The sequence below is a fragment of the Lachnospira eligens genome (genome assembly GCF_009680455.1).
Classification (GTDB): Bacteria; Bacillota; Clostridia; order Lachnospirales; family Lachnospiraceae; genus Lachnospira; species Lachnospira eligens_A.
On the sequence record NZ_WKRD01000005.1, the window covers coordinates 1 to 14,353 of the forward strand.

Below are 14,353 nucleotides of genomic sequence, written 5' to 3' on the forward strand. Positions count from 1 at the left end.
AGGGCTTAACCAAGAGAAAAGGTTAAGACGGTTTGGATAGAACAAAGAGAGTTATTCTTAAGAGTAATCGGATGAAAGAATTTTAATGTGCAGTTTTGAAAGAGCAATATGAAATATAATGTATACAGGCAGGTCGCATGACCTGCTTTTTTTGTGCGTTTTCATACTAAATGTGGGTTTGAAAAGAGTAATAATGGGTGCTACAATTAGCATAACTTTGAATTAAGTTATTACATATGAGGGGAGAGAATGAATGTATCAGTGTCCTAATTGTGGCGGACGGTTAATTTTCGATATATCGTCACAGTCGATGTTATGTGAGCATTGTAATACACATTATAATCCATATAAGCTTGGAGAAGGAAATTCGGCTGAAGAAAATAAGGAGTATGATGTTACGGTATTCAAGTGTCCGCAGTGTGGCGGTGAAATTATGAGTACAGATAATACGATTGCTGATTTCTGCAGCTTCTGTGGAGCATCTACAGTTCTGGAAAGCAGAATTTCCAAAGAACTCCGTCCGGGATATATTATTCCGTTCAGCAAAACCAAGCAGGATTGTAAGAATCAATATAAGAAGATGATGAAGCGTGCATGGTTTGCACCTAAGGAATTAAAAGATGAAAAATATATTGATGGTTTCAGGGGAATCTATATGCCATACTGGGCTTATCATGTATCACAGAAAGGTCCTGTTGTATTAAGAGGAGAGAAAAGCAAAAGACGGGGAGATTACATTTATACGGACCATTTTGATATTAACGGTGATATGGACTGTCAGTATAAGGGAATATCGTTTGATGCGTCATCTTCATTTGATGATAATATAAGTGAGGCGATTGCACCGTATGATGTTAAGAATATGGCGGGATTTACGCCGGCATTTCTTAGCGGATTTTATGCTGATACGGCAGATGTAGGGTGTGATGTTTATATGAATGATGCAATTGATATGGCTGGTGAAGAGACATATGATTATGTATCCAATAATATCCCGCTCGGAGGGGTATCACTTCATGAAACAGAAAGTACTATTAAATCAAAATGTAATGCGGTAATCGAGTCTGTTGACAGGACATTGTATCCAGTGTGGTTTCTGTCGTATAGGAACAGGGACAGAGTTGCATATGCAACGGTCAATGGTCAGACTGGAAAAGTATCGGCAGATTTACCGGTTTCTATTGGCAGATATTTTGCTGGGTCAGCACTTCTGGCTGTTCCGATATTTATATTACTCAATATGTTCTTCACATTAAGACCGAAGGTAACACTTAATGTTGCAGCTGTAATAGCACTGATTACAATTATATTGTATGTGTTTGAACTGGGAAAAATAAAGAGACGGGACCAGAAGCTTGATGATAGAGGCTCATGGGAAGAATCAAAGCTTTCCAGCCGCAGATATAAAGCCGGAACAGATAATGATAATCTGGCAAAACAGATGGCTGATGGCAGAAATAATGCAAGGATTAACAGAGTAAGTAAGAAAGAAAAAAATAAAATGGCACCATTGTTGAAGGTTGTTGTTATATTTGCAATATGCTTGGTTGGAATTCCTAATTTTATGTTTGCTTTTTCTATATTTAGTGCAGTATTTTCAGTGGGTTCCTCTTTTTTCGTCAGTGCGGCATGTTTTGCTATAGGCGTTATTATTACGCTTGGTAATTGCAAGACATATAAAGAAGTATCAGGAGGAAAAAATGTGCCGGGAAGTGTAGGTGCACTTGTAGCATTGGCTGTTTCAACACTGATTCTGCTTATTAATCCGGTATCTGACCTTTTTTATTATGGTGCAGTTATATTTGTGCTTGCTTCGCTGATGTTTACACTTGTTGAGCTTATTAAGTATTACAATGTGCTTGCAACAAGAAGACTGCCACAGTTTGATAATTACAAGGGAGGTAATGATAATGCGTAGAAAAATAACATTTTTACTGACCTTTCTTGTAGCAGTTCTAATTATCGCATTGGCAGGAGGCAGAGTATACGCTGATACAGGCTATGAGGTTGAAGATTATGCTAATCAGGATTTCTGTTATGTTAATCAGGATACAGGCTATGAAGCAGTGATTGTTGATGATGCATTTCTTTTATCAGTTGCTGAGAAGAGCATGCTCCTTGAGAAGATGAAATTAATTACCACTTATGGTAATGTTATGTTTAACTCTATAAGCTATAACAGCACTTCGACAGAGAGTTATATTAAGTCTCTGTACAGAGAAAAATATGGTTCTGAGAGCGGAACGATATTTGTTATTGATATGGATAACAGAAATATATGGATACATAGTAATGGTGCTATTAACAGGACAATTAATAAGGCATATGCAGAAACAATTACTGACAATGTGTATACTTATGCATCTGATGCAGACTATTATATATGTGCGATGAAGGTGTATGAGCAGGAATATACGCTGCTTCAGGGAAGAAAGATTGCACAGCCAATGAAATATATAAGTAATGCATTGCTTGCGGTTGTTATTGCAGTTGTCATTAATTATATAATTGTGCGTGTGTACTCCTCAAAGAGGAAGGCATCAACAAAGAGCCTTATGAATGGATTGTTTGAGTACAGGGCATTTAATAATTGTAATGTTGTATTTACACATCAGACAAAAACATATTCTCCACGAGAATCAAGTTCTGGCGGTTCGTCAGGCGGAGGAGGCGGAGGCGGCTCATCCGGCGGCGGTGGAGGAAGCGGCGGCGGCCACAGCTTCTAATACGGTGGGCGTTTAGGAACAGTGTAAATCAAGACAGAGAAACCTTTTTGAGTTTTCTCTGTCTTTTTTTAGTGAAACAGTTTACAATACATTTATATCAAAATGCAGTGAGGAACTTATAATGAACAGAATTCTGATTGTTGAAGATGATAAAGATATAAGCAGGGAGCTTAAGGAACTGCTGGAAAATTCAGGGTATGAAGCGGTTGTACTGACTGATTTTAAAAATGCATGTGACAGTATTATTGCTGCAGAGCCGGATCTTGTTCTGCTTGATATCAATATTCCGTATATGAATGGGGAAATGCTTTTACAGCAGTTAAGGAGTAAATCAGATGTGCCGGTAATTATGGTTACAAGCAGGGATTCCGAGGCTGACGAGGTGCTTTCCATGAGTTATGGGGCAGACGATTATATAACCAAGCCGTATAATCCGACAATACTTCTGTTAAGGATTAATGCAGTATTTAAGAGGCTTGGTGCGAAGTCAGATAATACAACAACTTACCGTGGAATGGAAATACTGCCACACAAGGGTGTAATTAAGTATAAGGATGAAGAGATAACTCTTACTAAAAATGAAATGACAATATTCATGTATCTGTTATCACACAGGGAGCATATAGTTTCAAGAGATGAGCTTATGACTGAGCTGTGGAACAATGAGGAGTATCTTAATGACAATGCGCTGACTGTGAATATAAGCAGATTAAGAGGCAGATTTAAAGATATTGGTCTGGAAGATGTTATTGAGACAAGAAAGGGACAGGGATATATTCTCGTATGAAGTCAGGAAAATATATTAAAGACAGACTGTATTCAGTGTGCATATTTGTGGCAATGCTTATCATAAGCGTACTTATGATGGCGGCATTCAAGGTGTCTGTACAGTTGATAATCGCAGAAATATGTATAATGATAATATGCTATATTGCAGTTGTGCTGGCAGATTATTACCACAGAAAGAAGTTCTATGACGAACTGGAGGCAAACATAGCTGCACTTGAAGAAAAATATCTTATTACAGAGACACTTGTCAGACCGGCTTTCTATGAAGGTCAGATTTTCTATGATTCTGTGAGTGACATAGACAGGTCAATGACGGAGAATGTTAAACGATACAGGCAGGGAATGGAGCAGTTCAAAGAGTATGTTGAAATGTGGATTCATGAGATAAAGCTTCCGATAGCCTCACTTACACTCATGCTTCATAATAACATGGATAAATGTGATAAAGAATTTGCGGACAGGATGAATACGCAGATTCGCAGAATCAATAACTATATTGAGCAGATTCTTTATTATGTGAGAAGCGAAAATGCAGAAAAAGACTATATAATTAACGATGCCAGACTGTCTAAGATTATAAGTAATGTAGCATTAAAGAATAAGGATGATCTGCTTGAAAATGATATCACATTTGAAGTGAGCAATGCAGACAGGATTGTTCTTACAGATGCAAAGTGGATGGAATTCATGCTTAACCAGATAGTGAATAACAGCATAAAGTACAAGGATAAAACAAAGGCAGAGTCGTATATAAAGATGTCGGCAGCAGAGGATAAAAAATGTGTTGTTCTTGAAATACTGGATAATGGAATTGGTATAAATGCGTCTGATTTGCCGAGAGTTTTTGACAAATCATTTACAGGGGAGAATGGAAGAGAGTTCTCCAAGGCAACAGGAATGGGACTTTATATTGTAAAGAAGCTGTGTGACAAGTTAGGACATGCCATAACCATTGAGTCGGTAAAGGGCGAATATACACGGGTGAAGATTACATTTTATAAGAATGATTTCTATAAGGAGATAACAGACAGCAATGAAAGTGGCAGTATGTGATGACAACAGAGAGTTCTGTGAGAAGGAACGGACGACTATAAAAGATGTATTTAAGCAGTATTTTCAGGGAGAAGATTGTCAGGTGGATATCTACAATGACGGTCAGACAATTATTAATAATTATTCAGATAATGCTTATGATATGGTATTTCTTGACCTTGAACTGGGCGATGAGAATGGATTTGATATTGCGGAACAGATAGTATTAATGAATAATGACGCAATTATAATATTTGTTACATCTCATGAGAATCTGGTTTATGAAGCATTCAGATTCAGACCGCTTGGGTATATAGTTAAAGACAGATTTGACCGTGAATTTACAAGAATGATGGTAAAGATAGTTGATAAACTGATAAAGATGAGGCAGGTAATAGAACTGGGTGGAGAGAAATTCTATGTTGACAGGGTTGTTTCAATTGCAACGCAGAAAAGGAAGATATGCGTCAAAAGTCTTAAAGGAGAAATATTATTGGCAGATTCATATAGTAAGCATGTTGCAGAACTTGAAAAATATGGATTTGTGCAGTCAAGCAAGGGTGTGCTTATTAACATGAAATATATTAAGAGCATTGATGAAGATAACGATGTATTTGTGATGTATAATAACGAGCGCGTTCCTATAAGCAGGCGCAGGAAGAAAGATGTCATAGAAGAATACAGAAAATTCATGTTTGATAATAACAGGTAGGAAACAGGTATGATGGATATAATTAATATAGTGCTTACATGTGTATTCCTGTGTGTAATGAATACAGGTGTAATATTTATTATGGACAAGATAAGGAAGCTGACGGGAGATAATATAATACATGTGATTAAGATGGTTCTGTTAGTGGGTGCAGGGGCAGCAGTCTATATAATGACATATTATGGAATTAATCCATGGGTGATAATGGAACTAATGATTATCATTGCCATTCTGATTGTACAGTATATAGAACAGATAACAATTAAGGTAATACTGGAAATATCACTGATAAATTGTATCGGAATAGCCATATTATCTGCTAATCAGGCTGATATAATAGCAATATGTATTATATATCTGATTGTGGAATTATATATGTTTGTAGTCTATCTGTCTGCAATAATTATAAAATACAGGGAATTGGATAATCTGGAAATGATGTTCATACAGATATGTGTAAGTTCAGTGTTGGCGGGATTATTCTTTGGAACAGGCATATATGATACATATAACTATGGTGTAGAAACCGCTGGAATATTAATTGTGACAGTTTTAACATTTGAAATAATCGGACATTGGATGCAGGACTTTTTTAACAGGACTGAGGAGATTAATAAAAGAATGGAATATGCAAATGAACAGTTTGAGGTTGAACGTGTCCAGAAAATGTATGAAGAGAGCAGAAAGTTAAGACACGACCTTAAGCAGTGCCTGAGTTCTGCAATTGGTTATATGGATGACAACAATTATGATAAGGCGGAAGATTTCTTAAAGAATATTATGAGTGAGAAAATCAATTCATATGCTTATAGAAAATACTGTGATAATAGAACGCTCAACTATATTCTTAATGATAAGAATGATAAATGTGAAAAGCAGAATATAGCATTTACATGTATGGTACTTGGTCAGGTTGGACTGATTGATGATATAGATATGTGTATTCTTGTCGGAAATATAATTGATAATGCCATTGAGGCAGCAGCAAAATGCAGTGATCCGTATGTCAATGTTGAGATAACAAGCAGAGGTGGAATATTCATGGATGTGGAGAATCCTGTTAAAGAAACATTTCTTAACAGAAAGAATCCGTTCCTGACTACTAAGCTTGATAAGAATAATCATGGAATTGGTACGAAGAGCATAAGGGATATTGTTGCCAAATATAATGGGGAAATCAGGTATGAGGAAAAGGATGGAAAAGTAACATGTCATATATTCCTTTCAACCAAATATGTTAAGAAAGATAAAGAATAATTACCACTTGTGTCAAAAAACGACCGCTTGTGCATATGCTATTGAAAACAAGTGAATAGGGAATTACATTAAGACTGTACATTGATGGATGTACAGTCTTTTTAGTATAAGGAGAAGATATGAAGAAGAAAATAAAGAGTGCAGTAATAAGTATAGTTGTTATAGCAGTATTATTATTGGCAATTCTAATTGGTGTTAAGAATGGTACACTAGATAAGCTGACAAAAGAAATGCCGACACTTGCAACAAATCAGGCAGAGACAGAAAAGGCAACGGTAAATGCGAGAAATAATTCTACAGAAAGTAAACCTTATGATGGAATCGAGGTTGCTGAATATGGAGAAGAGTTTGTAATACGTAGAAAAATAGATGGCCGTAAGTACGACGAAAATGATAGAACTACATATAATATATATCATGTAAAAGTTAATGATTGCAAGATATCGAGACAGTGTGATTTTGATATTAACAGGTTGGATTTTGGATTGGATAATAAGAAAAAAAGTTTGGATGAAAACAATAATTTTATATCAGATTTTTATTATGCAACAGTAGAATTGGAGATAACAAAGGATATTGATGATAATGATGTGATGGATTATATGAATGTTTTTCAGACGACTTGGTCTATATTAAAATTGAATAGCGATGGAACAACACAGTCATTTAAAACTAGTGCATGTGTTGGCTCTGATGCGGAAACTAATCAAATTGGAAAAACAAATTTTAGCTTTGAAAAAGGAGAAACAAGAACATTAACATTATATTATATATTGTCGGATGAAGAAGTCGAAAATGATAAACTTGTTATAAGTTTTAGCCTTAAAAATTCACCATTTATAGGTCCATTAGCAATCGTACATGAACCATAAGCAAATTAAATAAGTTTTTTAAAACAAGATAATTACCACTTGTGCAAAAAAACGACCGCTTGTGCATGGGCTATTGAAATTGATAAATATAAAAGATACATTGAAGCAGACAGGTACTTATGTATCTGATTAAAATCTAAGGAGGATTTCTTTATGGATTTAAAGAAACTAACAGGAAAGCTGACAACAATAGTTGCAGCAGGAGCAATGGTAATGTCAATTGGTGGTGGTGTAGTGTGGGCTAATAATTGCAAAGATGAGTATGCCCATATGTCATTTGATGAATCTGCGGGGGAGTATCTGGATTATACGTCTAGTAGATTGAAAGAAGATACATCATGTGGATATATCAAAGGTATAGAATCATCGAACGGATATTCTTTTAATGCAACACTTGTTGGGGTGGATGAAACGGGATATTGTGAAGATTTTGAATTGATTGATTATGATGTTAATCCAGGAGATGAGATATGGATGTATAACTATGTCAAAGAAAATGGATATAATTATGCTGCAGTAAAGTGTGAGAGTAATACAGGGGATGATTACTCAGTTGGATTTTTATGGAGTCCAGATAGTGTCTAAAGTTTAATTAAATTATTTATTAGAAAGAAGATTGTATATCATAATATATATACAATCTTTTTTCTAAAAGGGAGCAGATATGAAGAAAAAAATAAAGAGTGCAGTAATAAGTATAGCAGTTATAGCAGTATTATTATTGTCAATTCTAATAGGGGTTAAGAATGGTACGCTAGATAAGCTGACAAAAGAAATGCCGACACTTGAAACAAAACAGGAAGAGACAAAGAAGTCAGCAGAAAATGAGTCTCAAAAAAATGAAAGCAGTAACTCTGTGAGAATAAGAAATTCTAGCAGAAGAGATATAGCAAATGTTGGTCAGCAGTTTGAATTAAGAAATAATGACGTAAAATATACATATGATGAGAATAATCGAGAAACTTATAATGTATTTTATATAACTGTTAAGAGCGTCAATATTTCTAGACAATGCGACTTTGATATTAATAGAATTGATTTCGGATTGAGTACAAAAAGAGATAGTATGGATAATAATGATAATTTTATATCGGATTACTATTATATGACGGTTGAATTGGAAGTAACCAAGGATATTAATGACAATGAAATGTTTGCAGATGATTATAATAATTTACAAACATTATGGACTAGTGTTAAGGTTAATAAGGACGGTACATATAATAAAATTAAGGATTATGAAAATGTAGGGTCAAGTTCAGACAATACTCATGGAAATGTACATTTTGAAAAGGGTGAAACTAAAACAATAACATTATACTATCTTATAACAGATGAAGAATTTGAGAATGAAACATTAGCAATAGATTTTCATTATTATGGGTCACCATGCAAAGGAACATTAGCAATCGTACATGAACCAGAAGAAAATTAAATCAGTTAATCTTTTTAGTAAATAATTACCACTTGTGTCAAAAAACGACCGCTTGTGCATATGTTCTTGAAAAGAAGTGAATAGGGAATTACATTAAGACTGTATGTTGATGAAATTCAATGTACAGTCTTTCTAGTATAAGGAGAAGATATGAACAAGAAAATAAAAAGTGCAGTAATAAGTATAGCAGTTATAGCAGTATTATTATTGGCAATTCTAATAGGGGTTAAGAATGGTACGCTAGATAAGTTGACGAAAGAAATGCCGACACTTGCAACAAGTCAGACAGAAACGGAGAAGTCAGCAGAAAACGAGTCTGAAAAAAATGAAAGCAGTAGCAACTCTGCTAGGGTAAGAAATTCTAGAAAAAGAGATATAGTAAATATAGGACAGGAGTTTGAATTAATAGATTGGGATATAAGGTATGGATATGATGAAAATAATAGAGATACATATAATGTTTTCAATGTAACCGTAAAGTCAGTAGATATATCAAGAGAATGTGATTTTGATATAAAAAGGATTGATTATGGTTTGACAAATAAAAAAGACAGCATGGATGATAATAATAATTTCATATCAGACTATTATTATGTAACTGTGAAATTAAATGTTAACAAAGATATTAATGATCATGATGTACCGCCTGATGGAGAAATAAGTATGTTCCAGACAATGTGGTATATAGGAAAGGTAGATAGTAATGGAACATTACAGCGTATCAGTAATAGTGGAGCTGTTGGTTCAGATGTACCAGATAAACATGGAAATGTATATTTTGAAAAAGGAGAAACTAAAACAATAACATTATATTTTTTAATAACTGATGAAGAATTTAAAAATGAAACATTAGCAATAGATTTTCATATTTACGGGTCTCCAGATAGAGGAACTTTAGCAATCATACATGAACCAGAAGCAAATTAAATAAGTTAAGTACTCATGCATTTGATTAAAATTTAAGGAGCATTCTAATAGGGAGAAGATATGAAGAAGAAAATAAAAAGTGCAGTAATAAGTATAGTTGTTATTGCGGTATTGTTATTGGCAATTCTAATAGGTGTTAAGAATGGTACACTAGATAAGCTGACAAAAGAAATGCCGACACTTGCAACAAAACAGGAAGAGACAGAAAAGTCAACAGAAAATGTAAAAAATGATTCTACAGAAAGTAAACCTTATCAAGGAATAGAAGTCGCTGGATATGGGGAAGAGTTTGAAATAAGGAGAGAAATATCTGTAGATCGTAAGTACAATGAAAACGATAGGACTACATATAATGTATACCATGTAAGAGTTAAAGATTGTAGAATATCAAGACAGTGTGATTTTGATATAAATAGGATTGATTATGGTTTGGCAAATAAGAAAGACAGCATGGATGATAATAATAATTTTATATCAGATTATTTCTATGTAGCTATCGAATTGGAATTAACTAAAGATATTAATGATAATGATGTGGATGATTATTATAATGTTTTCCAGACTTCATGGTTTATAGAAAGTTTGAATGACGATGGAACATTTGAACCTATTAAAAATGCAGGAACGGTTGGTTCAGATGCAGAAGCCAATAAAATTGGAAAAACAAATTTTAGTTTTGAAAAAGGAGAAACAAAAAATTTAATATTATATTGTATATTTACAGATGAAGAAGTTGAGAATGACATAATTGCATTGAATTTTCATCTAAGAAATTCACCATTTATAGGACCATTAGCAATCATACATGAACCAGAGACAAATTAGATAGGGCATTTTTATGAAATAGTTACCACTTGTGTCAAAAAACGACCGCTTGTGCATATGCTATTGAAATTAATAAATATAAAAGATACATTGAAGCAGACAGGTATTTATGTATCTAATTAAATTATAGGCTCTGATATAATTATCTGCTAGAAAAGAGGTTGTATATCAGGTAATGGATATACAATCTCTTACTTTGAAAAGGAAATATCATGAAAAAAAGAATAAAAAGTGCAGTAATAAGCATAGTTGTTATAGCAGTATTATTATTGTCAATTCTAATAGGTGTTAAGAATGGAACAATAGATAAGCTGACAAAAGAAATGCCAACACTTGAAACAAAACATGAACAGACAGATATACAAAATGAAAATCAAAACAATACAGGTAATGATTCTGCAAGAGAAGAAAACTTAAGTAAAAGAGATGTGGCGTATATAGGTCAGCAGTTTGAATTGAGGGATGATGATATAAGATATAAATATGATGAAAATAATCGGAAAACATATAATGTATTTTATATATCTGTTAGAACCGTTAATATTTCCAGAGAATGTAATTTTGATGTAAATAGAATAAGATTTGGACTAGACGATAAGAAAGATAGTATTGATGCAGATTATAATTTTATATCAGATTATTACTATGCAATGATAGAGTTAGAGGTTACTAAGGATATTAATGATAATGATATAATATTAGATAATGATAATGAATTCCATACATTATGGCATTCTGTAAAACTGAATGAAGATGGTACATATAATAAAATTGAAAATTATGAAAATGTTGGGACAAGTTCAGACAATACTCATGGAAATGTTCATCTTGAAAAGGGTGAAACTAAAACAATAACATTATACTATCTTATAACAGATGAAGAATTTGAGAATGAAACATTAGCAATAGATTTTTATATTGAGGGGTCACCATGCAAAGGAACATTAGCAATCATACATGAACCAGAGGCAAATTAGATAGAGCGTTTTTATGAAATAGTTACCACTTGTGCAAAAAAACGACCGCTTGTGCATGGGCTATTGAAATTGATAAATATAAAAGATACATTGAAGCAGACAGGTACTTATGTATCTGATTAAAATCTAAGGAGGATTTCTTTATGGATTTAAAGAAACTAACAGGAAAGCTGATGACAGTGGTCGCAGCAGGAGCAATGGTAATGTCAATTGGTGGAGGTGTAGTGTGGGCTAATAATTGCAAAGATGAGTATGCCCATATGTCATTTGATGAATCTGCGGGGGAGTATCTGGATTATACCAGAGGAAGAGACAAACAAGATACATCTTGTGGATACATAAAAGGTGTTTATTCATCAAATGATTATTCATTTAATGCAACACTTGTTGGCTCAGATGGTAATGATTCTCATAATTACTATGAAGATTTTGATCTGATTGATTATGATGTATTTCCAGGAGATGAGATATGGATGTATAACTATGTCAAAGAAAATGGATATGATGGAGCAGCAATAAAGTGTGAAAGTAATACAGGGGCTGAATATTCAGTTGGTTTTTTATGGAGTCCAGACAGTGTATAGAATCTGATATAATTATCTGCTAGAAAAGAGATTGTATATCAGATAACGGTATACAATCTCTTACTTGAAAGGGAGAAATATGAAGAAGAAAATAAAAAGTGCAGTAATAAGTATAGCAGTTATAGCAGTATTATTATTGTCAATTCTAATAGGGGTTAAGAATGGTACGCTTGATAAGCTGACAAAAGAAATGCCGACACTTGCAACAAGTCAGGAAGAGACAGAGAAGACTACAGTAAATGTTAAAAATGATTCTACAGAAAGTAAACCATATGAAGGAATAGAAATTGCTGGATATGGAGAAGAGTTCGATGTAAAATTGCATATTTTGACATCTGGTAAATATGATGAAAATGATAGAAGTACTTATAACATATTTCATGTAAGAGTTAATGATTGTAAAGTATCGAGACAGTGTGACTTTGATATAAATAGGATTGATTATGGATTAGAAAATAAGAAGGCTAGCATGGATAGTAATAATAACTTTATATCAGATTATTACTATGCAGCAGTAGAATTAGAAATAACTAAGGATGTTGATGATAACGAAACATCTGGTGTATATGATAATATTTTTCAGACTGTTTGGTATATAGAAAGTTTAAAAGATGATGGAACACATCCGCCTATTAAAAATGCAGGAACGGTTGGCTCTGATGCAGAAGCCAATCAAATGGGAAAAACATATTTCAGTTTTGAAAAAGGTGAAACAAAAAAATTAATATTATATTGTATATTTACAGACGAAGAGGTTGAAAATGACACAATTGCTTTGAGTTTTCATGATAGGACATCACCATATATAGGACCATTAGCAATCATACATGAACCGGGAGGAGAAAATGAATAAATTAATTAAAATAGAAATGGAAAGAGCATTTAAGAATAAGATGCTTATAATATCTGTAGTAATAGGATTAGTTATTGTTGGATTTAATATATGGAACGAGATTATTCCTGCAAGAAAAACATTAGATAAACTGCTTGAGATGGGAAAATACAGCGGTATACAGCTTCCGGGACTATATATGAAGTGGATGGGAGTAAGACCGGGGTCTTATGTATTTCTTTATTACTTTATTATGCCGCTGCTGACAGCATTGCCATATTCTATAAGTATATTGATGGATGTGAAGAAGCATTATGTTAATAATATATTTACAAGAATTGATAAAAAGAAGTATTACAAAGCGAAGCTTTTTGCCCAGTTTATAGTAGGTGGTTTTGTGGCAAGCTTTCCGCTTGTTATATCATTTGTTGTGACAGCTATGATTTTGCCAGCTTTTAAGCCAGAATCGGTCAGCTCACAGTTTAATTTCTCAAAACTGTCAGTTTTTGGAGATTTATTTTTTAAAGCACCGTTTGCAATGGCTGTTATAGTATTTTTATTTGCATTTGTGGGATTTGGACTTATTAACTGTATTGCATACATATTTGCAGACCTTGTAAATAACAGGTTTATGGTCGCACTTACACCATTCATGATGTATTTCTTTTATTATATTGTTTGTTCATCTATTGGAAGAGATGGCCCTATGGAATATCTGACAGCATCCAAACTGCGTTATTCTGAACTGAAATTTATGATAATTGATATGGTGATGTTAATAGTGCTGATAACAGTATCGTATTTTGTACGAAGCAGAAGAAAGGATGCAATCTGATATGAAGAAGAAAATATTAATAATAGCGTTAGTATGTATATTGGCGGGAGTGGCAGCGTTCTATATAGTTAAAGTCAATAAGATGTATCCACAGGGAAGTGTAACTGAATATGAGCTTAATGAATCGGTTGAATTGAATGGATATTCGGCATCTGTCAGCAGTTATAAGGTTATGTCAATTGAAGATTTTTTGAATGAGTATGGAATTGATAAAAGAAAAGACATAAGTGATGAGCAGGATGATTTATATGTGATGGTTGCTGAATGTACTTTAGATATAACGGGAGAGATGAAAGGATTTCCTTATGCAGATATCAGACTGGCATCGGGAGCTTTTTCACAGGGAATATCTAATGATTATATAAGAGAAATTAACAAAGATGTCAATTTTTCTAAGTTTGAGCAGGGGACGAGCATTACTGTAGATATACCTTTCCTTATCCACAGCATATCATTTCCTCACAGCATAAATGCTGATAAGCTGAACAAAGAAGAATGGCAGTTGTATTTCTCAGTAACTCCGGGTAAGTATGTGAGAATGGGTAAATAA

The 14,353-nt window shown here is 33.6% G+C and carries 16 protein-coding genes; all 16 read left to right on the top strand.

Features of this window, described 5'->3' with window-relative positions; genetic code table 11:
• Positions 1-253: 253 nt before the first annotated feature.
• The 16 genes from GKE48_RS07155 (at position 254) to GKE48_RS07230 (ending at position 14,353) form a co-directional block, all read left to right on the top strand.
• The gene (locus GKE48_RS07155) at positions 254-1,918 is read left to right on the top strand and encodes a primosomal protein N' (protein ID WP_154300762.1); all 1,665 of its coding nucleotides are present in this window, start codon (positions 254-256) and stop codon (positions 1,916-1,918) included.
• On the top strand, positions 1,911-2,726 hold the full coding sequence (locus GKE48_RS07160) for a TPM domain-containing protein (RefSeq protein WP_173016904.1): 816 nt from the start codon (positions 1,911-1,913) through the stop codon (positions 2,724-2,726). The genes GKE48_RS07155 and GKE48_RS07160 overlap by 8 nt, the downstream gene beginning before the upstream one ends.
• 121 nt (positions 2,727-2,847) lie before the next feature.
• Complete coding sequence (locus tag GKE48_RS07165; RefSeq protein ID WP_154300764.1) at positions 2,848-3,513, top strand: response regulator transcription factor; 666 nt, start codon at positions 2,848-2,850, stop codon at positions 3,511-3,513.
• Positions 3,510-4,568, top strand: a complete 1,059-nt coding sequence (locus GKE48_RS07170; protein WP_154300765.1) for a sensor histidine kinase — start codon at positions 3,510-3,512, stop codon at positions 4,566-4,568. The genes GKE48_RS07165 and GKE48_RS07170 overlap by 4 nt, the downstream gene beginning before the upstream one ends.
• On the top strand, positions 4,549-5,259 hold the full coding sequence (locus GKE48_RS07175) for a LytR/AlgR family response regulator transcription factor (RefSeq protein WP_154300766.1): 711 nt from the start codon (positions 4,549-4,551) through the stop codon (positions 5,257-5,259). Before GKE48_RS07170 ends, GKE48_RS07175 begins: the two co-directional genes overlap by 20 nt.
• 9 nt (positions 5,260-5,268) lie before the next feature.
• The gene (locus tag GKE48_RS07180) at positions 5,269-6,516 is read left to right on the top strand and encodes a sensor histidine kinase (protein WP_154300767.1); all 1,248 of its coding nucleotides are present in this window, start codon (positions 5,269-5,271) and stop codon (positions 6,514-6,516) included.
• Between the two features lie 119 nt (positions 6,517-6,635).
• On the top strand, positions 6,636-7,388 hold the full coding sequence (locus tag GKE48_RS07185) for a hypothetical protein (protein WP_012739108.1): 753 nt from the start codon (positions 6,636-6,638) through the stop codon (positions 7,386-7,388).
• A 153-nt stretch (positions 7,389-7,541) separates the two neighbouring features.
• Complete coding sequence (locus GKE48_RS07190; protein WP_012739109.1) at positions 7,542-7,973, top strand: hypothetical protein; 432 nt, start codon at positions 7,542-7,544, stop codon at positions 7,971-7,973.
• 79 nt (positions 7,974-8,052) lie between these two features.
• Complete coding sequence (locus GKE48_RS07195) at positions 8,053-8,823, top strand: hypothetical protein (RefSeq protein WP_012739110.1); 771 nt, start codon at positions 8,053-8,055, stop codon at positions 8,821-8,823.
• A 150-nt stretch (positions 8,824-8,973) separates the two neighbouring features.
• Complete coding sequence (locus GKE48_RS07200; protein WP_055214653.1) at positions 8,974-9,750, top strand: hypothetical protein; 777 nt, start codon at positions 8,974-8,976, stop codon at positions 9,748-9,750.
• A 60-nt stretch (positions 9,751-9,810) separates the two neighbouring features.
• The gene (locus GKE48_RS07205) at positions 9,811-10,575 is read left to right on the top strand and encodes a hypothetical protein (protein ID WP_154300768.1); all 765 of its coding nucleotides are present in this window, start codon (positions 9,811-9,813) and stop codon (positions 10,573-10,575) included.
• A gap of 212 nt (positions 10,576-10,787) precedes the next feature.
• Positions 10,788-11,552, top strand: a complete 765-nt coding sequence (locus GKE48_RS07210; RefSeq protein ID WP_055214658.1) for a hypothetical protein — start codon at positions 10,788-10,790, stop codon at positions 11,550-11,552.
• A gap of 143 nt (positions 11,553-11,695) precedes the next feature.
• Entirely contained in the window at positions 11,696-12,136 is a 441-nt protein-coding gene (locus GKE48_RS07215) for a hypothetical protein (RefSeq protein ID WP_055214660.1), read from the top strand.
• 79 nt (positions 12,137-12,215) lie between these two features.
• A complete protein-coding gene (locus tag GKE48_RS07220) occupies positions 12,216-12,989 on the top strand; it encodes a hypothetical protein (protein WP_022098453.1) in 774 nt (257 codons plus the stop codon).
• A complete protein-coding gene (locus GKE48_RS07225) occupies positions 12,982-13,803 on the top strand; it encodes a hypothetical protein (protein ID WP_119220634.1) in 822 nt (273 codons plus the stop codon). Before GKE48_RS07220 ends, GKE48_RS07225 begins: the two co-directional genes overlap by 8 nt.
• A gap of 1 nt (position 13,804) precedes the next feature.
• Positions 13,805-14,353, top strand: coding sequence for a DUF5028 domain-containing protein (locus GKE48_RS07230; protein WP_154300769.1), 549 nt, complete (start codon positions 13,805-13,807; stop codon positions 14,351-14,353).